This window comes from Streptomyces sp. SID10853, from assembly GCF_010548145.1.
Classification (GTDB): domain Bacteria; phylum Actinomycetota; class Actinomycetes; order Streptomycetales; family Streptomycetaceae; genus Streptomyces.
The window spans coordinates 13,027-36,561 of the sequence record NZ_JAAGLN010000051.1 but is presented as its reverse complement, the minus strand read 5'-3'; the positions used below and the strand labels follow the sequence as shown (position 1 = coordinate 36,561).

Below are 23,535 nucleotides of genomic sequence, written 5' to 3'. Positions count from 1 at the left end.
CGCCGCTGTCCTCGCCCCGCGCGGCGGACAGCAACTCGGCTGCGGCGGCGCCCGGTTCACGGCCGTCCAGCCAGAGCACGGTCTCGGCGCGCGCCGCGCCCTCGGGGAAGCGCGCGAGGGCGTCGAGCAGGGCGCCCGCGTCCTTGTCGGCGAGCTCACCGACAGCCGGCGCGTCGACACCCGCGTCGAGCATCCGGGCCCGGATCCCGTACAGACCGAGCGGGGTGAGCCGCACCATGCCGTACCGGGAGACGTCCTCGTCGTCCACGGGCCGCCCCTGGCCCCCGTGCTCCTCCGCGTTCTCCGCCTCTTCGGCCATCAGGGCCTCGTCGACCGGGTGGTACTCGACCAGGCCGATCGGTTCGAGCAGGCTGAACTGGTCGTCCAGCCGCATCATCGCCTCCGACACCTGCTCCAGTACGTCGTCCGTGGGCTCGCCCATGTCATCGGGGACGATCATCGAGGCCGCCAGCGCGGGCAGCGGCACCGGGGCGTCCTGGGCGCCGGTCTCCGTCACGGTGAGCAGATAGAGATTGCCCAGCACGCCGTCGAGGAACTCCGACTCGGCATCCGGGTCCCACTCCAGCTTCCCGAAGTCGATCTCGCCGTCGTCGCCGACCAGGTCGGCGAAGTCGTCGAACTGCGGGGCGATGGCGTCGGCGTGCACGGTCTCCAGACCGTCCAGCCAGAGCGCCAGGATCTCCTGGGGGCTGCCCGATGTGATCAGCGCGAGGTTCTCGCCGGGGGCCGCCGTCCCCTCGCTGCCCTCGCCGTCCGCTGCGCCGTCGCCGCTCCCGTCGCGCCCCTCGGCATCGTCGTCGGCCGGCTCGATGTCGACGAGGCCGGTGTCGACGGCGAGCCGCCACGCCTCGCTCGCCAGCGCCGCACCGTCCTCGTCAGCACCGAGACCGAGCTCCGCCGCGGCCGCGGGCAGCTGTTCGTCGGCCAGCTCGCCCCCCGCGCCGACGCGCGTGCCGGGACCGGCCCAGCGGGCCAGCCGTACGGCCCGCGTGAAGAGGGGCGCGGCCAGCGCGTCACGTGCGAGTTCCGCTTCGGAGTTCAGCCGCACCGGCGGCAGGGTGGGGCGGTCTCCGGACATCGGTGGTTCTCCTCGGGGCTGAGACCGACCGGCGAGAGGGCGCGGTCTTCGGGCATACGGTTCGGGCGCCCCAGCGTAGACGCATTTCGACCCATGCAACCTGGTTCATGTACCCGTCAACCTCCGTCCACCCCACGACCCTTGACAACTCGCCTCCGTACGCAAGAGATTGACGCGCGTAGAACGTAGCCCACGCTCCACTCCACCCTCACCTCCGGAGTTCTGTAGATGCGCGCTCTCCCCGCTCTCCCGCTCGCCAAACCGACGGCCGTCACAGCTGTGGTCATGGCCGCGCTCGCCGCCGGCCTGCTCGCCGTCACCCCCGCTTCGGCCGGTGCGGCCGAGGTCAGGATCCACGACATCCAGGGCAGCACCCGCCTCTCCCCGCTGGCCGGGAAGGCGGTGGCCGGTGTGCCCGGCATCGTGACCGGTGTGCGGACGTCCGGTTCCAAGGGCTTCTGGTTCCAGGACCCGCACCCGGACGCGGACCCCGCGACCAGCGAGGGGGTCTTCGTCTTCACCAGCTCGGCGCCGGCCGTCGCCGTGGGCGACGCGGTCACCGTCTCCGGCACGGTCGACGAGTACATACCCGGCGGTGCGGCGTCCGGGAACCAGTCGGTCACCGAGATCGGCAAGCCGACCGTGACCGTCGTCTCGTCGGGCAACCAGCTGCCCGCGGCGACGGTCATCAACTCCCGTGACGTACCGGGCACTTTCGCCCCCGCAGGCGACAAGGCGGCGGGCGGCAGCATCAACGGCCTCACTCTGAAGCCGGAGAAGTACGCCCTCGACCGCTACGAGTCCCTGGAGGGCATGAACGTCAGGATCGGCACCTCGCGGGTCACCGGTGCGACCGACTCGTACGGGGAGCTGTGGGTCACCGTGAAGCCGGACGAGCGCCCGACACCGCGCGGCGGCACCCTCTACAACGGGTACGCGTCGCAGAACACCGGGCGGCTGATGGTCCAGTCGCTGGCCCCCGCGTCCGCCGGGGCGTTCCCGGTCGCGAACGTCGGTGACTCGCTGACCGGGACCACCGAGGGCCCGCTCGACTACAACCAGTTCGCCGGTACGTACACCGTGGCCGCCCGGCAGCTGGGGGCCGTCAAGGCGGGCCGGACCAAGCCCGAGGTCACCCGCAAACAGAAGAAGGACGAGCTGGCCGTCGCCACGTACAACGTGGAGAACCTGGACCCGACGGATCCGCAGAGCAAGTTCGACAAGCTGGCGGCCGGGATCGTGGACCACCTCTCCTCGCCGGACATCGTGGCCATCGAGGAGGTCCAGGACAACGACGGCGCCAAGAACGACGGTGTGGTGGCCGCCGACGTGACGGTCGGCAAGTTCATCGACGCGATCGTCGCCGCGGGCGGCCCGCGCTACCAGTGGCGCTCCATCGACCCGGTCGACCTGGCGGACGGCGGTGAGCCGGGCGGCAACATCCGCCAGGGCTTCCTCTACAACCCGGACCGCGTCGGCTTCACCAGCCGTCCCGGCGGTACGGCTACCAACGCCACCGGTGTCGTCCGGCAGGGCGGCAGGGCGGCGCTGACCTACTCCCCCGGCCGGGTCGACCCCGCGAACCCGGCCTGGAAGGACAGCCGCAAGCCGCTGGCCGGGGAGTTCACCTTCCGCGGCAGGAAGGTCTTCCTGGTCGCCAACCACTTCGCCTCGAAGGGCGGCGACCAGGCGATCGACTCGCAGTACCAGCCCCCGGCGCGCAGCTCGGAGACGGAGCGGCATGAGCAGGCCCAGGCCGTGAACACCTTCGTGAGGAAGATCCGTTCGGCGCAGTCCGACGCCGAGGTCGTGGTGCTCGGTGACCTCAACGACTTCGAGTTCTCCGGCACCGCGAAGATCCTCACCGGCGGGAAGGCGCTCTCGGCCACGGCGTACTCGCTGCCGGCGGACGAGCGGTACTCCTACGTCTACGAGGGCAATTCGCAGATCCTGGACCAGATCCTGGTGAGCCCGGCGGTCCGCGATTACCAGCTGGACATCGTTCACATCAACGCCGAGTTCGCCGACCAGAACAGCGACCACGACCCGAGCGTGCTGCGCTTCCGCCCGTAGCACGGCAGGCCGGCCGGTCCGGTGGCACGGCAGGCCGGAGGCGCCGGACCGGTCCGGGGACGTCCCGGGCCGGTCCGGCGTGGGAGGGGGCGGCGCCCGGCCGGTCCGGGATGTGCACGGGATAAAGGGGCGAACCGGGCTCAGCGGGATGCGTGCGAAGATCTGGGTGTAGTGAGCAGGCTCCCGGATGAAGTGAGGGTGGGGGATGTGACGGTCGGCACGGAGTCAGGCCAGGAGAGCGACGCGTCGGACGCGCGGGACTCGGGCCACGGCAGGACCACCAGAAGCACCCGGAGTTCCTTCTGGAAGGAACTCCCGCTGCTCGTCGTCATCGCGCTGGTCCTCGCGCTGCTGATCAAGACATTCCTGCTGCAGGCGTTCTCCATCCCGTCGGACTCCATGCAGAACACCCTGCAGACCGGCGACCGGGTGCTGGTCGACAAGCTCACCCCGTGGTTCGGCGCCGAGCCGCACCGCGGCGAGGTCGTCGTCTTCCACGACCCGGACGGCTGGCTCGCGGACGAGCCCGCCGCGAAGCCCAACCCGGTCCAGAAGGGCCTGAGCTACATCGGGCTGATGCCGTCCGCCAATGAGAAGGACCTGATCAAGCGGGTCATCGGAGTCGGCGGCGACACCGTCGAGTGCAAGGGCACCGGCCCGGTGAAGGTGAACGGCAAGGCGCTCAAGGAGCCGTACGTCTTCCCCGGCAACACCGCGTGCAGCACGGACCCGCAGGGCCAGTTCAAGGTCAAGGTGCCCAAGGGCCACCTCTGGGTCATGGGCGACCACCGGCAGTACTCGGCCGACTCCCGCTACCACCAGGACCAGAAAGGCGGCGGCTTCGTCCCGGTGAAGGACGTCGTGGGGCGCGCCGAGGTCATCGCCTGGCCCCTCAACCGGCTGGACAACCTGCCGGTCCCCGCCACCTTCGGCCAGAGCGGCCTCGGCGCGGCCGCGAGTTCGGCCCCCGCGGCGGCCGGTCTGCTCGGCGCCGTGCCGCTGGTGCTGTGGCGCAGGCGCAGGCGCGCCCCGGAGCAGACCCGCCGGGCGGCCGCTCCCCGGGCTTCCTAGGGCCTGTCGTCGAAGTGCCGCCCTCCGGGCTACGACGGCACTTCGACGACAGGCCGTGGGCTCACCGGCGCCGCGTACTCCGGACGGCTCTGCCGGGTGGCCCGCCGCCGCGACTCGCGGTCCAGTGGATCCGGCGGCCCGCTCCGGGCCGGCCACCAGCGCGCCGCCCTTCCGGCGGCCGACCGGAGGAGCCTCCATGAGGAGCAGCATCAGTACAGCGGCCGCCGTAGCCGCGGCCGGCCTTGTCGCCGTGGCGGTGAGCGGTTGTTCCAGCTCGGCCGGATCGAAGTCCCAGTCCACCGGGGCCGGGCCTTCGCAGTCCGCCAGTATGTCGGCGTCGAGCAGCATGTCGGCGTCGAGCAGCCCGTCGTCCGCGGCCGCGATCAGGACGGTCATGGTCAAGGACACCCCGGTGGGGAAGATCCTCGTCACCGGGAAGGGCCGGACGCTCTATCTCTTCGAGGCGGACAAGACCAGCAAGTCGACCTGCTCGGGCGCCTGCGCCAAGGCATGGCCGCCGCTGCTCGCCAAGATGAAGCCGACCTCGGGCACCGGGGTGCAGACCAAACTGCTCAACACCTCGACCCGCAGCACGGGTGGCAAGCAGGTCACCTACAAGGGCCACCCGCTCTACACGTACCAGGGCGACCACAAGCCCGGCGAGATGAACGGCCAGGGCCTCACCCAGTTCGGCGCCAAGTGGTACGTCCTGGGCCCCGACGGCAAGGCGGTCACCGCGATGCCGAAAGCCAGCAGCTCACCGTCGAGCAGCGCGAGCAGTTCCCCGTCGAGCAGTGCCAGTGCGAGCTCCAGTGCCTCGCCGTCGAGCAGTTCAAGCAGCGGCACGGGCTACTGATCCGCCGCCTCGCCCGGACTGTTCAGCCGTGCTTCGCACTCACCCGAAGCAGAACTAAGTGGACCTTCACTCTCCGCTGAGGCAAGACTGCCGTCATGAGCCCTTCACAGCCCTTCGGGCGTGCACTCTGCGCAATGATCACGCCGTTCACCGCCGACGGTGAGCTCGACCTGGAGGGTGCGCAGCGGCTCGCGGCCCATCTGGTCGACGCGGGCTGCGACGGGCTCGTCCTCAGCGGCACCACCGGAGAGTCCCCGACCACCAGCGACGCCGAGAAGACCGCACTGGTCCGGGCGGTCGCGGAGGCCGTCGGCGACCGCGCGCACCTCGTGGCGGGCGTGGGCAGCGCGTCGACCCGGCACACCGTGGAGCTGGCCCGGTCGGCCGAGAGCGCGGGCGCGGACGGCCTGCTGGTGGTGACTCCGTACTACAGCCGTCCGCCGCAGGAGGCCGTCGAGGCCCACTTCCGTACGGTCGCCGATGCCACCGGGCTGCCCGTGATGCTGTACGACATCCCCGGCCGCACCGGTACCCGGATCGGGACGGGGGCGCTGCTGCGGCTGGCCGGGCATCCGCGTATCGCGGCCGTGAAGGACTGCGCGTACGACCTGCTGGGCTCCACCACGGTCATCTCCCGTACCGGTCTTGCCTATTACTCCGGCTGTGAGGAGCTGAACCTCCCGCTGTACGCGGTGGGCGGGTCGGGCTTCGTCGGCACGGTCGCGAATGTGGCCCCCCGACAGCTGCGGGCGGTGCTCGACGCGTACGACACCCCGGACCCCGCCGAGGCCGCGCGCCTCAACCGGCTCAACACTCCCCTGGTGGAGCTGATGATGGCGTCCGGCCTGCCGGGCACGGTGACCGCCAAGACCCTGCTCGGCGCGGCCGGGCTGCCGTCGGGGCCGGTACGTGAACCCCTGCTGCCCGCCGGCCGCGCTGCGGTCGACGGGCTGCTGGGGGCGTACGCGGAACTGCTGCCTGCCGCCGGGTGAGACCGGCACCGGGCGGCGGCAGGAGCGGCGTCCGCCGGAGCGGCGTCAGTTGTGGCTGTGCAGGATCTCGTTCAGACCGCCCCAGACCGCGTTGTTCGGACGGGCCTCCACCGTGCCGGTGACCGAGTTGCGGCGGAAGAGGATGTTCGAGGCGCCGGACAGCTCACGGGCCTTGACGACCTGCCCGTCGGGCATCGTGACCCGGGTGCCCGCGGTGACGTAGAGCCCGGCCTCGACGACGCACTCGTCGCCGAGCGCGATCCCGACGCCCGCCTCCGCGCCGACCAGGCAGCGCTCACCGATGGTGATACGGACGTTGCCGCCGCCGGAGAGGGTGCCCATGGTGGAGGCGCCGCCGCCGATGTCGGAGCCGTTGCCGACGACCACGCCCGCGGAGATCCGGCCCTCGACCATGGAGGTGCCGAGCGTGCCCGCGTTGAAGTTGACGAAGCCCTCGTGCATGACGGTCGTGCCGTCGGCGAGGTGGGCGCCGAGGCGGACCCGGTCGGCGTCGGCGATCCGGACGCCCTTGGGCGCGACGTAGTCCGTCATACGCGGGAACTTGTCGATCGAGGTGACCTGGAGGTGCAGGCCATCGGCGCGGGCGTTCAGCCGCACCTTCTCGATGTCGTCCACGGCGACCGGGCCGAGCGAGGTCCAGGCGACGTTGGCGAGCAGGCCGAACATGCCGTCCAGGCTCTGGCCGTGCGGCTGGACCAGCCGGTGCGAGAGCAGGTGCAGCCTGAGGTAGGCGTCATGCGCGTCCAGCGGCTTGTCGTCGAGCGAGGCGATGACCGTACGGACGGCGACGACCTCGACACCACGGCGCGGGTCGGGACCGACGGCCTTCGGGGCGGCGTCGCCCAGCAGCTCGGCCGCGCGCTCGGCGGAGAGCCGCTCGGTGCCGGCAGGGCCGGGCTCGGCGGAGAGTTCGGGCGCGGGGAACCAGGTGTCGAGGACGGTGCCGTCGGCGGTGACGGTGGCAAGTCCGGCGGCCACGGCGCCGGTGGAGCGGGCAGGGGTCTGCGAGAGCGTGTCGGTCATGACCAAAACCTAACCGGCCGGGCGCCGCACCGGCGAACCGGTCTCAGCGGTCGGCCGCTCCTGCCGCACCGAGGCCGTTGCCCGAGGCACCGCTACGGCCACCGGGACCGCTGCGGGAGGCCGTAGCCGCAGGCCGGGACATCCCGGCCGCCGATGATCCGGTCGAATGCCTCCCGCACCTCGTCCGGGTCGAAGGCCCGCCCGGTCAGCAGGAGTTGGATGAGCAGCCCGTCGATCAGGGCCACCAGGGCGCGTGCCGTGGCGGCGTCACCGCCGACATGCGCCCGGACGACCTCCACACAGGCGTCCAGCCACTGCGCCGCGACGGGCGCGAGCGCGTCACGGCGCAGCGCGGCGAGATACAGCTCGTACTCCAGCCGCACCCGGCTCCGGTCCCCCGCGACGAGCCGTCCGAGCAGCGCGGTGAGCCGGCCGGCGAGCCCCGGCCCCGGCGCGGCGAGCGCCCGCGCCCAGCCCTCGACCCCGGTACGCGGCTCGTCGGTGACCTTGCGCAGGGCGGCGACCAGCAGTTCGTCGAGGGTCGCGAAGTGGTACGTCGTCGAGCCGAGCGGCACATCGGCCTCGGCGGCGACCGAGCGGTGGCTCAGCCCGGCGATCCCCTGGTCGCCGACGACCCGGATCGCGGCATCGATGATCCGGTCCCGGCGGCCGGGGTCGTAACGCCGGGCCATCAGTGGGAGCCGCCCAGATTGAGCAGCACGACCCCGCCGATGACCAGGGCGATGCCACCGAGCTTCGCCACACTCATCGACTCCCCGAGGAAGACCATGCCGATGGCGGCGATGGCGGCGGTCCCGGTGCCGGCCCAGATCGCGTACGCGGTGCCCACCGACAGGGACTTCAGCACCTGGGCGAGCAGCACGAAGGCGAGCACATACCCGGCAGCCGTCGCCAGCGAGGGCCACAGCCTGCTGAATCCCTCGCTGTATTTCATGGCGGTGGTCCCGCCGACCTCTGCGGCGATGGCCGCTGCGAGCAGTACATAGGGCATGCGTACGACCGTACACATCAGCTACCGGTACGGTGTGCCGTCCGGCGGAATCCGGTACAGAAATCCGGGCGGACAGCGTGAGGGACGGAGTGACGGTGGCACAGGACTCGGGGTGGGCAGGGGCGTACGGAGGTACGCCGCACGGGGGGCCTCCGGGTTGGGGACCGCCCGCATGGGGTCCGCAGCAGTGGGGCGTCCCACTGGCGCCCCGGGCGCCCAAGCCGGGCGTGATACCCCTGGAGCCGTTGCAGCTCAGCGACATACTCAACGGCGCGGTCTCCACGGTCGGCCGCTACTGGAAGCAGCTGCTCGGCATGGCGGCCGCGGTGTACGGGGGCGCCGCCGTGGTCGTCGCGGCGGCGCTCGCCGTCGTCTACGCCTCGCTCTCCGGCCGGATCCACACGATCACCCACGCGCCGAAGGGCTCCGATGCCGGCTGGGACCAGGCGGGTCCCGTGGTGCTGGGGTTCTCCGGGGTACTGCTGGCCGCCGCGCTGCTGACCACGCTCTGCACGGCCCTGGTCAGCGCGGGCTGCGCCACCGTGCTCCAGGAGGCGGTGCTCGGCAGACCGACGACGTTCCGGGCCGTCTGGCGGCGGGCCTGGTCGCGGGTGGTCCCGGTGATCGGCGCCGTACTGCTGAGCGGGCTGCTCGTCCTCGTACCGCTGCTGCTGATCGCGGGCGCTTCGGTCGCCGTCGTCGTGGCGGCGGTCGGCGCGCACAGCCCGGCCGTGGCGATCGTGGTGGGCGTGCTCGGGGGTCTCGCCCTGGCGCCGCCCGCCGTCTGGCTGTGGGTGCTCTTCAGCCTGGCCCCGGCCGCCGTGGTGTTCGAGCGCCAGGGGCCCATCGGCGCCCTGCGCCGGTCGGCCCGGCTGGTCCGGGGCTCCTGGTGGCGGATCTGCGGTGTCTCACTGCTGGGCCTGGCCATCGGCTCCACGGCGGGCTCCTTCGTCCAGCTCCCGTTCACCATGGTGGGGATGTTCAACGGCTCGATGCTCGGCCTGACCAGCGGGACGGATCCGGACCCGTCCCGGCTGGTGGCCGGCCTCACCGGCTGTCTGGCACTCACCCTGCTGGGCCAGACCCTCAGCCAGATCGTGTCGGTGACCTTTCCGCAGCTCGTGACCGGACTGCTGTACATCGACCGCCGGATGCGCCGGGAGGATCTCGGCCCGGCGCTCGTCGAGGCGGCCGCGGAGACCGCGGAGACCGCGGAGACCGCGGAGACCGCGCAGGCCGCGGAGGCCGCGGAGACCGCTGGTCAGCAGCCGCCGGACGTCACTTCCCCACGGTGAACCAGGTGGCGCGGGACTTCTTCCACTCGTCGTGGGTGAGGTCCTTCGCCTCCGTGCCGTCCCCGTAGAGGTCGGCCGATCCGTCGTCGGTGATCAGCTGGGCGCGCGCGCCGGCCGCGTTCAGGTCGGGGACGTCCACCACGGCCTCCCAGCCGCCCGGGTCACTGGTCGGCAGATCGGCCCGCTTCACCGGGGCGTGCCCGGCGACACCGTCCCAGGAGTAGAGGGCGTACGGATCGGAGTTGTCGTCGGCGGCCCAGGAACCGGCGACGATCAGATACTGGTCGGCCGCGTTCTTCCTGATGTCCCGGACGGCGAGCCCGCCGAGGTCCAGCTCGATCGGAGTACCGAAGGTGGCCTTCTTGCCGGTGACGGCCTTGTCGATGTCGGTGACCGGCACGATCAGCGCCTTGCCGCCGTTCTCCGGCGGCACCAGCGGGGCGCGGAAGCCGAGGTAGGCCGTGGTGGACGAACCGGGTGCGAATTCGAGGCCCTCGATGTTGAAGCCGTCGATCTGCTTGGGGACCTGGCCGTCCTCGGTACCGGCGGCGAACCCGTAGCGGTCGCCGTTGGCCTTGTCCCAGGCGACCAGGTCGTCACGGAGCTTCCCGTACGAGCCGCCGAAGGCCAGCTGGGTGGCGGCGCCCGACCCGGTGACCTTGGTGGTGAAGATCCGGTTGCGGTCGGACTTGTACTCGCCGTCCTTGTTGTTGCCCAGCGAGCCCGTCCAGTAGACCGTGTCGCCGACCCGGGCGGCGGCCTCGATGTCGACCTCCTTCTTGACGCCGAGCTCGTCGCTGAAGTCCCAGGTCCGCACGGGCGCCCCGGACGTCGAACCGTCGTAGAGGCGCAGTGTGTTGGACTCGTCGTCGGCCACCACCACATAGCCGCCGCCGACGGCGACAGCGGCCGAGGCGTCGGACGAGCCGGTGAAGTAGCGGGTGTCCGCGCTGTGCTGGGCCGCGGCGGACGCGGCGTAGTGCAGGGTCTTGGTGGCGCTCTTGCCGCCGAGGCCGGTGACCTCGATGGTGAGGTCGGTATAGCCCTGCGCGCGGGCGCCGACGGTGAGCCGCCGGGTGGCGCCGGTACCCGTGACGGAGACATCGCCGGTACCCGCGACGGAGCTCTTGGAGCTGGCCGACGCGGCCACGGTGAGCGCCGACGCGTCCGCACCGCTCTGGCCGACGGTGACGGTGACGGCGGGGTCACCGGTGGCGCCGACCGCACCGGAGAGATAGGCGGCCGAGAGGGAGACCGTGGGTGTGCCGTAACCCGCCGCGTGCGCCGGGGTGTCGGCGCCGGTGAGGGCCAGGGAGAACAGCCCGCTCGCGGCGACGGCCGCCGCGACGGTCCTGGGGCGGGACGAGCGGCGGAACGGGGTGGCGGAGATCTGCACGGGGGCCCTCTCGTCGTGGGGGGGGGATCGCGGTGAGGTGTCGTCGACGAGAAGGCTGCGGTCTCCGCGCCAACGGGGCGCGCACACCGTACGTACGGAAGGCGAACAGCACAATACGGCCCCGGTGCGCGGAGCACCGGGGCCGTACTGGCAGGACTGTAAGGGCTGTTGGGGCGGCGGGACGGATCAGACGTTGAAGCCGAGCGCGCGCAGCTGCTCGCGGCCGTCGTCGGTGATCTTGTCCGGGCCCCACGGCGGCATCCAGACCCAGTTGATCTTCAGTTCGTTGACGATGCCCTCGGTGGCCGACTTCGCCTGGTCCTCGATGACATCGGTCAGCGGGCAGGCCGCGGACGTCAGTGTCATGTCCAGCGTGGCGATGTTGGCGTCGTCCACGTGAATGCCGTAGATCAGGCCGAGGTTGACCACGTCGATCCCCAGCTCGGGGTCGACGACGTCGTACAGCGCCTCGCGGACCTCCTCCTCGGAGGCCGGCTTCATCGTGGCGGTCTCGTTGTCGCTCATGCGGTCTTCCCTTCGGACAGCGCCTGCGCCGTCGCGTCCTTCCACGCCATCCAGCTCAGCAGCGCGCACTTGACGCGCGCCGGGTACTTCGAGACACCGGCGAACGCGACGGCGTCCTCCAGGATCTCCTCCATCGCGTCGTCCGGCTCGATCTGCCCCCTGGACTGCATCAGCTCCAGGAAGGTCGACTGGATCTTCTGGGCGTCGCCCAGCTCCTTGCCGACCAGCAGTTCGTTCAGCACGGACGCACTGGCCTGGCTGATGGAGCAGCCCTGGCCCTCGTACGACACATCCGCGATGCGGTCACCCTCGTACCGCACACGCAGCGTGATCTCGTCGCCGCATGTGGGGTTGACGTGGTGCACCTCGGCGTCGCCGTCCCGGAGGCCGCGCCCGTGCGGGTGCTTGTAATGGTCCAGGATCACTTCCTGGTACATCGAATCCAGCTTCACGATCCAGTCCCTACCCGATGTCCTCGTCCGTATGACCGGCCCTGTCCGGCCCGGCATGATCCGGCCTGATCCACCTGATCCAAACGAAAGGCCCTAGCCGAAGAAATTCCGTACGTGCTCCAGCCCGTCGGCCAGTGCGTCGACCTCTTCGGGCGTGGAGTACAGATAGAACGACGCTCGCGTGGTCGCAGGAATTCCGTACCGCAGGCAGACCGGCCGTGCGCAGTGGTGGCCGACCCGGACCGCGATGCCTTCCTCGTCCAGGACCTGGCCCACATCGTGCGGATGGATGTCACCGAGCGTGAAGGAGATCGTCGCACCGCGGTCCAGGGCCGTGGACGGTCCGATGAACCGCAGGTCCGGGATGTCGGCGAGACGCTTCATCGCGTACTCGGTGAGCGCGTGCTCATGCTCGGCGATCTTGTCCATGCCGATCGCCGAGAGGTAGTCCACGGCCGCACCGAGGCCGACGGCCTGGGCGATCGGGGGCGTACCCGCCTCGAACTTGTGCGGCGCGGGAGCGTACGTCGACGAGTGCATCGACACGGTCTCGATCATCTCGCCGCCGCCGAGGAACGGCGGGAGGTCCTCCAGGAGCTCCTGACGGCCCCAGAGGACGCCGATCCCGGTCGGGCCGACCATCTTGTGGCCGGTGAAGGCCACGAAGTCGGCCTGCAGCGCCTGTACGTCGAGCACCATGTGCGGTGCGGCCTGGGAGGCGTCGATGCAGACCAGCGCACCGACCTCCTGGGCGCGCCGGATGATCGTCTCGACCGGGTTGACCGTGCCCATCAGGTTGGAGACCAGCGTGAAGGAGACGATCTTCGTCTTCTCGGTGATGATCTCGTCGACGTTGGACAGGTCGAGCCGGCCGTCGTCGGTGAGGCCGAACCACTTCAGCTTCGCGCCGGTGCGCTGCGAGAGCAGCTGCCACGGCACGATGTTGGAGTGGTGCTCCATCTCCGTGATGACGATCTCGGTCTCGTGGTCGACGCGGTAGGGCTCATCGGCCCAGCCGAGCATGTTGGCCACGAGGTTGAGCGACTCGGAGGCGTTCTTGGTGAAGATGACCTCGTCGCGGCTGGGCGCGTTGATGAAGGCGGCGACCTTGTCGCGGGCGCCCTCGTACAGCGCCGTGGCCTCCTCGGCGAGCACGTGCACGCCGCGGTGGACGTTGGCGTTGTGCTGCTCGTAGTACTCGTTCAGCGCGTCGAGTACCTGGCGCGGCTTCTGCGAGGTCGCCGCGTTGTCCAGGTAAACGATCTTCTTCCCGTCGTGGACCACACGATCCAGCAGGGGGAAGTCCTTGCGGATCGCGTCGGTGTCCAGGAGGCCCGGCAGCTGTGTCACGCGACGTCCTCCTCCGGGTTCGCTCCGCTCACGGGGGCAACCTTCGTGTATGCCTCGTAGCCCTCGTTCTCCAGCTTGTCGGCGAGCTCGGGGCCGCCGGACTCGGCGATCCTGCCGTTCGCGAAGACGTGCACGAAGTCGGGCTTGATGTAGCGCAGGATGCGCGTGTAGTGGGTGATCAGCAGGGTGCCGACCTCGCCGCCCTCACGGACGCGGTTGACGCCGTCGGAGACCTGGCGCAGCGCGTCGACGTCCAGACCGGAGTCCGTCTCGTCGAGGATCGCGATCTTCGGCTTGAGCAGCTCCAGCTGGAGGATCTCGTGGCGCTTCTTCTCACCGCCGGAGAAGCCCTCGTTGACGTTGCGCTCGGCGAAGGCCGGGTCCATCTGGAGGGTCTCCATGGCCGTCTTGACCTCCTTCACCCAGGTACGGAGCTTCGGCGCCTCGCCACGGATGGCGGTGGCCGACGTACGCAGGAAGTTGGAGACGGAGACGCCGGGGACCTCGACCGGGTACTGCATGGCGAGGAACACACCGGCGCGGGCCCGCTCGTCGACGGTCATCTCCAGCACGTCCTCACCGTCGAGGGTGACGGTGCCGCTGGTGATCGTGTACTTGGGGTGCCCCGCGAGGGAGTACGCCAGCGTCGACTTGCCGGAGCCGTTCGGGCCCATGATGGCGTGGGTCTCGCCCTGCTTCACGGTCAGGTCGACGCCCTTGAGGATCTCCTTCGTACCGTTCTCGGTTTCGACGGAGACGTGCAGGTCGCGGATTTCAAGCGTTGCCATGGGTGACTCAGGACTCCTGGGATACGGAGACGAGCACATCGTCCCCTTCGATCTTTACGGGGTAAACGGGGACGGGGCGCGTCGCGGGAAGGCCGGACGGCTTGCCGGTACGGAGGTCGAAACTGGAACCGTGCAGCCAGCACTCGATGGTGCAGTTCTCGACCTCGCCCTCGGAGAGGGAGACGTTCGCGTGCGAGCAGATGTCGTTGATCGCGAACACCTCCCCTTCCGTACGGACCACGGACACCGGCGTGCCGTCGATCTCCACCCGCTTCGGGGTGTCGTCCTCCAGCTCGCTCAGCGCACAGGCCCTGACGAAGGCGGCCATCAGACGGCTGCCTGCAGCTCGGCGTCGATCTTGTCGAGCAGGCGCTCCTCGACGTCCGGCAGACCGATCTGCTGGACCAGTTCGGCGAAGAAGCCACGGACCACCAGCCGGCGGGCCTCGCCCTCCGGGATGCCGCGCGACTGCAGATAGAAGAGCTGCGAGTCGTCGAAGCGGCCGGTGGCCGACGCGTGGCCGGCGCCGGCGATCTCGCCGGTCTCGATCTCCAGATTCGGGACCGAGTCGACCCGCGCGCCGTCGGTGAGGACGAGGTTGCGGTTCAGCTCGTACGAGTCGGTGCCCTCGGCTGCGGCCCTGATCAGGACGTCGCCGATCCAGACCGCGTGCGCGTCCTGGCCCTGGAGCGCGCCCTTGTAGGCCACGTTCGACCGGCAGTGCGGCGCGTTGTGGTCGACGAAGAGGCGGTGCTCCTGGTGCTGGCCGTGGTCGGTGAAGTAGAGCCCGAGGAGCTCTGCCTCGCCGCCGGGACCCGCGTACTGCACGCGCGGGTGGAGGCGTACGACGTCGCCGCCGAAGGTGACCACGACCGACTTGAGCGAGGCGTCCCTGCCCACCAGCGCGTTGTGCTGCGCCACGTGGACGGCGCCGGGCTCCCAGTCCTGGACGGAGACGACGGTCAGCTTGGCGCCGTCACCCAGGATGTAGTCGACGTTGGCGGCGAGCACCGCGTCACCGGTGTGGTCGATGACCACGAGGGCCTCGGCGAAGGCGCCGAGCTCGATGACCTGGTGGCCGTAGGCGATGCCGCCGGTGCCGCGCACGGCGATCCGGATCGGCTCGCTGAGCACGGTCTCCTTGGGCACCGAGACGACCGACGCCTTCTCGAAGGAGGAGTACGCCTGGGCGGCGACGCGGTCCACCGGGGTGCCGGCCCGGCCGATGCGGGCGTCGTCACGGCCGACGGTCTCGATGTGGACGCCATCGGGGGCGGAGACCTCGACCTCGACGCCGGAGCCGGTCGCGACGGCGGTGCCGTCGTGCAGGCCCCTGAGCCGCTCCAGCGGAGTGAACCGCCACTCCTCCTCACGCCCGTGGGGGACCGGGAAGTCCGCCACGTCGAAGGAGGGCGGTGCACTCATGCGGGTGGCGACGGTGGACTCGGCAGCCACCGCGATGGACCCGGCGGTGGTGGATCCTGCCGGAAGATTCTGAGCCTCAGCCATGGCTGTCGTCGTGCTCGCTTTCTGATGAATACGTGGGTCTGGCGACGGATCGGGCGGGACGGGCGGCTGCTAGCCGACCGATCCCTCCATCTGCAGCTCGATCAGCCGGTTGAGCTCCAGGGCGTACTCCATGGGGAGCTCCTTGGCGATCGGCTCGACGAAACCGCGCACGATCATCGCCATCGCCTCGAACTCCGTCATACCGCGGCTCATCAGGTAGAAGAGCTGGTCGTCGGAGACCTTGGAGACGGTCGCCTCGTGGCCCATGGACACGTCGTCCTCACGGACGTCCACATAGGGATAGGTGTCCGAGCGGGAGACCGTGTCGACGAGCAGCGCGTCACAGAGGACGTTGGACTTGGAGCCCTCCGCGCCCTCGCCGATCTCGATCAGACCGCGGTAGGAGGTGCGGCCGCCGCCTCGCGCCACCGACTTGGAGACGATGTTGGATGAGGTGTTCGGGGCCATGTGGACCATCTTGGCGCCGGCGTCCTGGTGCTGGCCCTCGCCCGCGAAGGCGATCGACAGCGTCTCGCCCTTGGCGTGCTCGCCCATCAGGTAGACGGCCGGGTACTTCATGGTCACCTTGGAGCCGATGTTGCCGTCGACCCACTCCATGGTCGCGCCCTCGTACGCCACGGCACGCTTGGTGACGAGGTTGTAGACGTTGTTCGACCAGTTCTGGATCGTCGTGTAGCGGCAGCGGCCGCCCTTCTTCACGATGATCTCGACGACGGCGCTGTGCAGCGAGTCGGAGGAGTAGATCGGGGCGGTGCAGCCCTCGACGTAGTGGACGTAGGCGTCCTCGTCGACGATGATCAGCGTCCGCTCGAACTGGCCCATGTTCTCCGTGTTGATACGGAAGTAGGCCTGGAGCGGGATCTCGACGTGCACGCCCTTCGGCACGTAGATGAAGGAACCGCCGGACCACACGGCCGAGTTCAGCGAGGCGAACTTGTTGTCGCCGACCGGGATGACGGTGCCGAAGTACTCCTGGAAGAGCTCCGGGTGCTCCTTCAGCGCGGTGTCGGTGTCCATGAAGATGACACCCTGCGCCTCCAGCTCCTCGTTGATCTGGTGGTACACGACCTCGGACTCGTACTGGGCGGCGACACCCGCGACGAGGCGCTGCTTCTCCGCCTCCGGGATACCGAGCTTGTCGTACGTCTTCTTGATGTCCTCCGGCAGGTCCTCCCAGGACTCCGCCTGCTTCTCGGTGGACCGCACGAAGTACTTGATGTTCTCGAAGTCGATGCCCGACAGGTCCGAGCCCCAGCTCGGCATGGGCTTCTTGCCGAAGAGCTTGAGGCCCTTGAGACGCAGCTTCAGCATCCACTCGGGCTCGTTCTTCTTCGCCGAGATGTCGCGGACGACAGCTTCGGACAGGCCGCGCTTGGCCGCGGCGCCTGCCACGTCGGAGTCGGCCCAGCCGAATTCGTACGTACCCAGGCCCTCGAGTTCGGGGTGGGCAGTCTCCGTGGGGAGAGTCATGCGGGGTTCCTCCCGGCCGTGCTGGCGGATGCTGAATCGGTGGTCTGATGGGCGGTCTTGGGAATGAACGTCGTGCACACACCGTCGCCGTGGGCGATGGTGGCCAGACGCTGCACATGGGTCCCGAGCAGACGGGAGAAGACCTCGGTCTCCGCCTCGCAGAGCTGCGGGAACTGTTCGGCGACATGGGCCACCGGGCAGTGGTGCTGGCAGAGCTGCTCGCCGACCGGGGCGCTTCGCGCCGTAGCAGCGTACCCGTCGGCGGTCAACGCCTTGGCCAGAGCCTCGGCGCGGCTCTCGGGTCCCGCGGCCTCCATGGCCTCGCGGTACACCTCGGCGCGCGGGGCGAGCCGGTCACGGGCGAACTCCATGACGGCCTCGTCGCCGGAGCGCTGGGCGATCCACCGCAGCGCGTCGGCGGCGAGCTGGTCGTAGGACTGGTCGAAGGCATCGCGCCCACAGTCGGTGAGCGCGAAGACCTTGGCGGGACGGCCCCGGGTCCTGGCGCCGTACACCCGCTGTTCGCGGGCGGCGACCACATCGTCGGTGACCAGGGCGTCGAGATGGCGGCGGACCGCCGCGGCGGTGAGCCCGAGGCGCCCCGCGAGTTCGGTGACGGTGGACGGGCCGTGGTCCAGGATGGAGCGCGCGACCCGGTTGCGGGTGGACCGCTCACCGGTCGCGAGTTCCTCCTGTGGAGCCTCGCCGACGTTTTTCACAACGTCATTGTTGCGTAATTCACCGGCCCGCGACAAGTAAAGATCGCGGACTCCGGCGGTGTCCTCGGTCACTTAGGGTAACCTAAACAGTGCTGGATGCCTGTTCCCCCAAGGGCTCCGGCCCCTGTACGATCCGCCCGCCGCGGGCTTCGTAGACTCCCCCGTATGAGTACAGATCCCGCCGTTGAGGTCCGCGGCCTCGTCAAGCGGTACGGCGCCAAGACCGCTGTGGACGGCCTGGACCTCACGGTCGGCGCGGGCACCGTCACCGCCGTACTCGGGCCCAACGGCGCAGGCAAGACCACCACCGTGGAGACCTGCGAGGGCTACCGCCGCGCCGACGCCGGCACGGTCCGGGTCCTGGGCCTCGACCCGGTGGCCGACGCGGCGCGGCTGCGCCCCCGGATCGGGGTGATGCTCCAGTCCGGCGGCGTCTACTCCGGTGCCCGCGCCGACGAGATGCTCCGCCACATGGCGAAACTGCACGCACACCCGCTCGACGTGGACGCGCTGACCGAGCGGCTCGGCCTGGAGAGCTGCGGCCGTACGACGTACCGCAGGCTCTCCGGGGGCCAGCAGCAGCGGCTCTCCCTCGCGATGGCCGTCGTGGGCCGCCCCGAACTGGTCTTCCTCGACGAGCCGACCGCCGGCCTCGACCCGCAGGCCCGCAGATCCACCTGGGACCTCGTGCGGGAGCTGCGCGCGGACGGGGTGACGACGGTACTCACCACGCACTTCATGGACGAGGCAGAGCAGCTCGCCGACGAGGTGGCGATCTTCGACTCAGGCCGCGCCGTCGTGCACGGCACCCCCGAGGAGCTCTGCCGCGGCGGCGCCGAGAACACCCTGCGCTTCGGCGGCCGCCCGGGACTCGACACCGGCTCACTGCTGAAGGCGCTCCCGGACGGCTCGTCCGCCGCCGAGCTGACCCCGGGCAGCTACCGGATCACCGGTACCGTCGACCCCCAGCTGCTCGCCACCGTCACCTCCTGGTGCGCCCAGCACGGGGTGATGCCGGACCGCATCTCGGTCGAGCGCCACACCCTCGAAGACGTCTTCCTGGAACTGACCGGCAAGGAGCTGCGCGCATGAGCGCCGGTACGTACACCCCCCGGCCGGGCGCGGCCCCGCTGTCCCGCATGATCGCCGCGCAGACCGCCTTCGAGACGAAGATGCTGCTGCGCAACGGTGAACAGCTGCTGCTGACCGTGATCATCCCGTCGCTGCTGCTGGTCCTCTTCTCCGCCGTCGACATCGTCGACACCGGCGCGGGCAAGTCGGTCGACTTCCTGGCGCCGGGCGTCCTGGCGCTCGCCGTGATGTCCACGGCCTTCACGGGACAGGCCATCGCGACCGGCTTCGAGCGCCGGTACGGGGTGCTCAAGCGGCTCGGCGCGTCCCCGCTCCCCCGCTGGGCGCTGATGACGTCCAAGACGCTGTCGGTGATCGTCACCGAGGTCCTCCAGGTCGTCCTGCTGACCGTGATCGCGCTGCTGCTCGGCTGGTCGCCGCACGGCAACCCGTTCGCCGTGCTGCTGCTGCTCGTCCTCGGGACGGCAGCGTTCTCGGGCCTCGGGCTGCTGATGGCGGGCACGCTCAAGGCCGAGGCCACGCTGGCCGCGGCCAATCTGGTCTTCCTGCTGCTGCTGGTCGGCGGCGGGGTGATCGTCCCGATGGACAAGTTCCCCGGCGGCGTCAGGTCCGTACTGGAACTGCTGCCGGTCTCGGCGCTCTCCGACGGCCTGCGGGACGTCCTGCAGCACGGCGCATCGATGCCGTGGGGCGATCTGGGGATCGTCGCGGTGTGGGCGGTGCTCGGACTGGGCGCGGCCGCCCGGTACTTCCGATGGGAGTAGAAAGCGCCCCCTCGTGAAAGTACGCACAAGCGCCCGGCCTACGATGACTCCGTGCCGAAACTGACCCGCGCCGAAGCCGTTCGCGCCGTGCGCAACCCGCTCGCCTTCATCGCCGACCACTGGACTCCGCAGGACAGGACCGTCCGGCGTGCGGCGCTCTCCGCCGTGGTGATGTCGGTCGTCATCGTCGTCACCGGCGGCGCGGTGCGGCTGACCAGTTCCGGGCTCGGCTGCCCGACCTGGCCCAAGTGCTCCGACCAGAGCCTGACGGCGACCAGTGAGATGGGCTTCCACAGCGCCATCGAGTTCTCCAACCGGATGCTCACGTACGTGCTGTGCGCGGCGGTCGGCTGGGCGATCATCGCGGCCCGCTCGGCGAAGCCCTGGCGGCGCTCGGTGACCCGGTTGGGCTGGGCGCAGTTCTGGATCGTCATGGGCAATGCGGTGCTGGGCGGCATCGTGGTGCTGGTCGGCCTCAACCCGTACACCGTGGCCGCGCACTTCCTCCTGTCCACCACGCTGATCACGGTCGCCGTGCTGACCTGGCAGCGCATCCGCGAGGGCGACGAGGCACCACGCCCCCTGGTGGGCAAGGCGGTCGTCCAGCTGACCTGGCTGCTCGTCGTGGCGGCGGGCGCCCTGATCGCGGTCGGCACGGTCGTCTCGGGAGCGGGCCGGCACGCGGGCGACTCCAGCGAGGTGGAGCGCATCCCGGTCGACTGGTCGATGATCGCGCAGCTGCACGCCGACTTCGCCTGGGTCGTGGTGGCACTGACCGCTGCGCTGTGGTTCGTGCTGAAGGCGGTGGACGCGCCCGTCGGGCCGCTGCACCGGGCCCGTGACCTCTTCCTGATCCTGCTGGGCCAGGGCGTGATCGGCTACGTCCAGTACTTCACCCACACCCCCGAGATCCTGGTCGGGCTGCATATGTTCGGCGCGACGCTGGTGTGGATCGGCGTGCTGCGGGTGCTGCTCTCGCTCCGCGAGCGGCCCAGGAGCGGTGCGGGCATCCCGGCGCAGTCGGATGACCCCGCGCTCACCGCCGTCTAGGACCTGTCCTGGGAGCTGCCCGGTCCTTCCGGCAGGCCGTAGACGCGGCGGGCGTTGCCGGCCGCGATCATTCCCGCGACCCGTGTCGCGTCCGTACGGGACCAGGCGCCGTCGTCGACCCAGCCGCCCAGCGTCCGGCTCAGCGCCTCCCGGAACACCCGCGCCCGCACCACATGCAGTTCGGGAAGCCCCTGGGCGCCGCTGGAGAACAGCACCTTCCCGAAAGGCGCCAGCTCCAGGATCTCCGCGAGCACCGTGGCGGCCCGCGTCCCCGTGTGGGCCAGCGCCGGGCCGAGGTCGGCGTACACATGCGGGTGAACGCTCGCCAGCTGGGCGGCCCGCCGGTGGTACGGAGAGCCGTTCAGCAGCACCAGATCGGTGCCGAGACCGGTCGCCGCGGAGATGAAGTCCGTCAGCAGCAGCGGATCGCCCGCCCCGATGTGCAGCTGGAGCGGGCGGCCCGAGGCGACGGCGTTCCACAGCAGATGGCGCAGCAGCACCGGGTCGGTGAGGCTGCCGCCGACCCGGCGGTCCGCGAGCCAGCGCCCCGCGGCGCCGCGCACCTCACCGGCGCCCGGCGGGTCGGGCGGGAGCGCGAGCCCGTGCCGTAACGAGGCCACCGAGCTGAAGGCCACGGCGGATCCGGCCGCTCCGTGCACCGCCTCGGCCACGTTCGCCAGGAAGGAGTCGACGGTGCCCGAGGTGTCCGCGACCTGCTCGGCGAGGGGTTCGAGCCGGACGATCTCATGGGCGTCGGCGCCTGCGGCCGCCGCGATCTCGGCCGGTCCTGTGAGGTCGCCCGGCAGCCCGGTGTCCACCAGATAGGTACTGATACCGCTGGAGCGCAGCAGCCGTCTGTCCACTTCGAGGACGCCGAGCTCCCGGCGCCTGGCGAGGTAGTGCGCGGGGGCGCAGTGCGGTTCGAGCCCCAGCAGCGGCGGGCACCAGCGGCGCACCGCGAAGCCGGTCTGGGTGTCGAAGAAGGTGGTGCCGGGGGCGGGCGGCCCGGGGGCGCTGCCGAGGTGCGCCTCGAAGGTCCCGAGACCGAGCTCGGTGCGGAGCACGCCGTGGCAGGACTGGTCCACCAGGCTGGGTGTCTCGATCATCCGGGCCTCCGCTTCGGGCTGTTGTCCTCAAGCCTTAACGGGGAAACCCGCCCCCAGGTGTTGCCCTCGGACGTTGCGGACGTGCGTCGAGGGGGCGCCCTCAGCCGCCGGCGCCGGCCCGGGAGCCGCCGAGCTGGATGCCGGCCATCCGCTTCCATTCGTACGGGCCGGTGCGGACCTTGGCCGCGAGATCACCGTCGAAGGACTCGTGGACGGTGACCCCCGCCTGCTCGGCCGCGCTCTGCGCCATGGCGTACGACGGTGCCACCAGATCTCCCCAGCCGCCGTCCTCGCCCACCAGCACGATGCGGGCCCCGCGCTCACCGATGTACGCGAGCTGTGCCTCGGCACCGCCGTGCTCCCGGCCGAATGCCTGGATCCGTCCGGCGAGCCTGGCCGTCTGCCGGGCGAGCCCGGCCGCCTTGCGGTCGGCCGCGGCGTCCCGCTTCTCGTCAACCTGCGTGTCTGCCATGGCCGCATGCTACTAGCGGGTAGCCGCATACGCGACGGGCGGGTGCAGTGGCGTGAACCACTGCACCCGCCCGTCGCGGGAAGAAACAGGAGGAGCAGGAGGAGCAGAAGAGCTACCGCAGGAAGGGGTCCACCGCGACCGCCACGAAGAGCAGCGACACATAGGTGATGGACCAGTGGAAGAGCCGCATCTCCTTGAGCTTCGCGCCCGTCACGCCGTTCTTGGCGCGGCCGCGCAGCGCGTGCGCCTCCCGCAGCCAGAAGGCACCGGCGAGCACGGCCACCACCGTGTAGAACCAGCCCGTGTAGCCGAGCGGGGTCAGCAGCAGCGAGACCACCACCATCGCCCAGCTGTAGATGACGATCTGCTTGGCCACGACCTGGTTGGTCGCGATGACCGGCAGCATCGGGACCCCGACGCGGGCGTAGTCGTCCTTGACCCGCATCGACAGCGGCCAGTAGTGCGGCGGCGTCCAGAAGAACATCACCAGGAAGAGGATGACCGGGGCCCACGACATGGAGTCCGTGACCGACGACCAGCCGATGAGCACCGGCATACAGCCCGCGATGCCGCCCCAGACGATGTTCTGCGAGGTCCGGCGCTTGAGGATCATCGTGTAGACGACGACGTAGAAGAGGAGCGCGCCCAGCGAGAGCGCCGCCGAGAGCCAGTTGACGAGCAGCCCGAACCAGAGCGTGGAGACCGCGGCCAGGGCGAAGGCGAAGACCAGGCACTCACGGGGCGAGACCATGCCGGTGACCAGCGGACGCTGCGAGGTGCGGTCCATCACCGCGTCGATGTCGCGGTCGATGTACATGTTGAAGGCGTTGGCACCGCCGGCGGAGAGATAACCGCCGAGGCAGGTCGCCAGGACCAGCCAGAGATTGGGCACGCCCTGCTTGGCCAGGAACATCACCGGGACAGTGGTGATCAGCAGCAGTTCGATGATCCGCGGCTTGGTCAGCGCCACAAAACCCTTGACCCTGGCCCCGAACGGCCGATGGGCCCCCGGGCTGGGAGTCAGGACGACCCCTGCGGGTCGGGACTCGACGGCCGTCACGTACACCCCTGACAGAGAAATTCCCAGCAAGTTCCGGCCGTGAAGAGCCGGTAAAGACTTGCGCGTACCACGCCACTCTAGACGTTGCCCCTACGTCGCCATCCCCGGGGGTGGGGTCGTGTTGGGCCTGTGGTTCGGGGCCGGTTCCGGGACGAAAGGGGGGCTCTTACGAGCGGAGGCGCGCTCTTCGACGGGCGGATCGGCGGCCGCGACCGCACCCTGGGAAGTGTCTGTCTGCCACCGGCGGGAACTCGAAAAGACGGGCGTTGCGGCGGGGGTAGGCTCGACAACGCCCGGTACACCGAACGTCACCGGGATC

General features: G+C 70.4%; 24 protein-coding genes. 8 read left to right on the top strand and 16 right to left on the bottom strand.

The annotated features are described in order from the left end of the window. A partial coding sequence (locus tag G3I19_RS13165) for a hypothetical protein (RefSeq protein ID WP_164263450.1) occupies window positions 1-1,099 on the bottom strand: 1,099 nt, incomplete at its 3' end. 228 nt (window positions 1,100-1,327) lie between these two features. Here G3I19_RS13165 and G3I19_RS13160 point away from each other — a divergent pair. The 4 genes from G3I19_RS13160 (at window position 1,328) to dapA (ending at window position 6,091) form a co-directional block, all read left to right on the top strand. After that, window positions 1,328-3,172: an endonuclease/exonuclease/phosphatase family protein gene (locus tag G3I19_RS13160; RefSeq protein ID WP_164263448.1), complete on the top strand. Its 1,845-nt coding sequence runs from the start codon at window positions 1,328-1,330 to the stop codon at window positions 3,170-3,172. A 207-nt stretch (window positions 3,173-3,379) separates the two neighbouring features. Continuing rightward, entirely contained in the window at window positions 3,380-4,243 is an 864-nt protein-coding gene (gene lepB, locus G3I19_RS13155) for a signal peptidase I (protein WP_343235087.1), read from the top strand. 328 nt (window positions 4,244-4,571) lie between these two features. Beyond that, window positions 4,572-5,099, top strand: a complete 528-nt coding sequence (locus G3I19_RS13150; protein ID WP_239074248.1) for a hypothetical protein — start codon at window positions 4,572-4,574, stop codon at window positions 5,097-5,099. A gap of 95 nt (window positions 5,100-5,194) precedes the next feature. Continuing rightward, window positions 5,195-6,091 (top strand): 4-hydroxy-tetrahydrodipicolinate synthase, encoded by an 897-nt coding sequence (dapA, locus tag G3I19_RS13145; protein ID WP_164263444.1) that lies wholly within the window; start codon window positions 5,195-5,197, stop codon window positions 6,089-6,091. Window positions 6,092-6,136: 45 nt separating this feature from the next. On the opposite strand, the gene dapD is transcribed toward dapA, so the two are convergent. The 3 genes from dapD to G3I19_RS13130 all read right to left on the bottom strand — a co-directional run bounded on the left by dapD (window position 6,137) and on the right by G3I19_RS13130 (window position 8,147). Further along, on the bottom strand, window positions 6,137-7,135 hold the full coding sequence (dapD, locus tag G3I19_RS13140; protein WP_164263442.1) for a 2,3,4,5-tetrahydropyridine-2,6-dicarboxylate N-succinyltransferase: 999 nt from the start codon (window positions 7,133-7,135) through the stop codon (window positions 6,137-6,139). A 92-nt stretch (window positions 7,136-7,227) separates the two neighbouring features. Further along, a complete protein-coding gene (locus G3I19_RS13135; RefSeq protein WP_164263439.1) occupies window positions 7,228-7,827 on the bottom strand; it encodes a TetR family transcriptional regulator C-terminal domain-containing protein in 600 nt (199 codons plus the stop codon). Beyond that, window positions 7,827-8,147 (bottom strand): multidrug efflux SMR transporter, encoded by a 321-nt coding sequence (locus G3I19_RS13130; protein WP_164263437.1) that lies wholly within the window; start codon window positions 8,145-8,147, stop codon window positions 7,827-7,829. The genes G3I19_RS13135 and G3I19_RS13130 overlap by 1 nt, the downstream gene beginning before the upstream one ends. A gap of 245 nt (window positions 8,148-8,392) precedes the next feature. On the opposite strand from G3I19_RS13130, the gene G3I19_RS13125 reads away from it, so the two are divergent. Beyond that, window positions 8,393-9,442 (top strand): hypothetical protein, encoded by a 1,050-nt coding sequence (locus G3I19_RS13125; protein WP_164263435.1) that lies wholly within the window; start codon window positions 8,393-8,395, stop codon window positions 9,440-9,442. On the opposite strand, the gene G3I19_RS13120 is transcribed toward G3I19_RS13125, so the two are convergent. The 9 genes from G3I19_RS13120 to G3I19_RS13080 all read right to left on the bottom strand — a co-directional run bounded on the left by G3I19_RS13120 (window position 9,426) and on the right by G3I19_RS13080 (window position 17,672). Continuing rightward, a complete protein-coding gene (locus tag G3I19_RS13120) occupies window positions 9,426-10,763 on the bottom strand; it encodes a hypothetical protein (RefSeq protein WP_203599513.1) in 1,338 nt (445 codons plus the stop codon). The two genes, G3I19_RS13125 and G3I19_RS13120, sit on opposite strands and share 17 nt — an antisense overlap. A gap of 261 nt (window positions 10,764-11,024) precedes the next feature. Then, window positions 11,025-11,363, bottom strand: coding sequence for a metal-sulfur cluster assembly factor (locus tag G3I19_RS13115; protein ID WP_164263434.1), 339 nt, complete (start codon window positions 11,361-11,363; stop codon window positions 11,025-11,027). Continuing rightward, complete coding sequence (gene sufU, locus G3I19_RS13110) at window positions 11,360-11,815, bottom strand: Fe-S cluster assembly sulfur transfer protein SufU (protein ID WP_164263432.1); 456 nt, start codon at window positions 11,813-11,815, stop codon at window positions 11,360-11,362. Before sufU ends, G3I19_RS13115 begins: the two co-directional genes overlap by 4 nt. A gap of 93 nt (window positions 11,816-11,908) precedes the next feature. Then, window positions 11,909-13,165: a cysteine desulfurase gene (locus G3I19_RS13105; RefSeq protein ID WP_164263430.1), complete on the bottom strand. Its 1,257-nt coding sequence runs from the start codon at window positions 13,163-13,165 to the stop codon at window positions 11,909-11,911. Next, entirely contained in the window at window positions 13,162-13,953 is a 792-nt protein-coding gene (gene sufC, locus G3I19_RS13100) for a Fe-S cluster assembly ATPase SufC (protein WP_164263428.1), read from the bottom strand. The genes G3I19_RS13105 and sufC overlap by 4 nt, the downstream gene beginning before the upstream one ends. A 7-nt stretch (window positions 13,954-13,960) precedes the next feature. Then, complete coding sequence (locus G3I19_RS13095; protein ID WP_164263426.1) at window positions 13,961-14,281, bottom strand: bifunctional 3-phenylpropionate/cinnamic acid dioxygenase ferredoxin subunit; 321 nt, start codon at window positions 14,279-14,281, stop codon at window positions 13,961-13,963. Next, window positions 14,281-15,462: a Fe-S cluster assembly protein SufD gene (sufD, locus tag G3I19_RS13090; protein WP_164263424.1), complete on the bottom strand. Its 1,182-nt coding sequence runs from the start codon at window positions 15,460-15,462 to the stop codon at window positions 14,281-14,283. Before sufD ends, G3I19_RS13095 begins: the two co-directional genes overlap by 1 nt. 69 nt (window positions 15,463-15,531) lie before the next feature. Further along, on the bottom strand, window positions 15,532-16,953 hold the full coding sequence (gene sufB, locus G3I19_RS13085; RefSeq protein ID WP_164263422.1) for a Fe-S cluster assembly protein SufB: 1,422 nt from the start codon (window positions 16,951-16,953) through the stop codon (window positions 15,532-15,534). After that, window positions 16,950-17,672 (bottom strand): metalloregulator ArsR/SmtB family transcription factor, encoded by a 723-nt coding sequence (locus G3I19_RS13080; RefSeq protein WP_164263420.1) that lies wholly within the window; start codon window positions 17,670-17,672, stop codon window positions 16,950-16,952. The genes sufB and G3I19_RS13080 overlap by 4 nt, the downstream gene beginning before the upstream one ends. 165 nt (window positions 17,673-17,837) lie before the next feature. Between G3I19_RS13080 and G3I19_RS13075 the strand changes: the two genes are divergently transcribed. From G3I19_RS13075 to G3I19_RS13065, 3 genes are read left to right on the top strand one after another with little or no spacing between them, the layout of a single operon-like run. Next, window positions 17,838-18,764 carry an ABC transporter ATP-binding protein gene (locus G3I19_RS13075; RefSeq protein ID WP_164263418.1) on the top strand — a complete coding sequence of 309 codons (927 nt, stop codon included), beginning with the start codon at window positions 17,838-17,840 and terminating at the stop codon, window positions 18,762-18,764. Next, entirely contained in the window at window positions 18,761-19,528 is a 768-nt protein-coding gene (locus G3I19_RS13070) for an ABC transporter permease (protein ID WP_164263416.1), read from the top strand. Before G3I19_RS13075 ends, G3I19_RS13070 begins: the two co-directional genes overlap by 4 nt. Window positions 19,529-19,579: 51 nt before the next feature. Continuing rightward, the gene (locus G3I19_RS13065; protein WP_164263414.1) at window positions 19,580-20,578 is read left to right on the top strand and encodes a COX15/CtaA family protein; all 999 of its coding nucleotides are present in this window, start codon (window positions 19,580-19,582) and stop codon (window positions 20,576-20,578) included. Here the strand turns inward: G3I19_RS13065 and G3I19_RS13060 are convergent. The 3 genes from G3I19_RS13060 to G3I19_RS13050 all read right to left on the bottom strand — a co-directional run bounded on the left by G3I19_RS13060 (window position 20,575) and on the right by G3I19_RS13050 (window position 23,216). Then, window positions 20,575-21,684 carry an amidohydrolase gene (locus G3I19_RS13060; RefSeq protein ID WP_164263412.1) on the bottom strand — a complete coding sequence of 370 codons (1,110 nt, stop codon included), beginning with the start codon at window positions 21,682-21,684 and terminating at the stop codon, window positions 20,575-20,577. The two genes, G3I19_RS13065 and G3I19_RS13060, sit on opposite strands and share 4 nt — an antisense overlap. A 100-nt stretch (window positions 21,685-21,784) precedes the next feature. Continuing rightward, window positions 21,785-22,156 carry a hypothetical protein gene (locus G3I19_RS13055; protein WP_164263410.1) on the bottom strand — a complete coding sequence of 124 codons (372 nt, stop codon included), beginning with the start codon at window positions 22,154-22,156 and terminating at the stop codon, window positions 21,785-21,787. Between the two features lie 112 nt (window positions 22,157-22,268). Then, entirely contained in the window at window positions 22,269-23,216 is a 948-nt protein-coding gene (locus G3I19_RS13050; RefSeq protein WP_343235086.1) for a heme o synthase, read from the bottom strand. Between the last annotated feature and the right edge of the window lie 319 nt (window positions 23,217-23,535).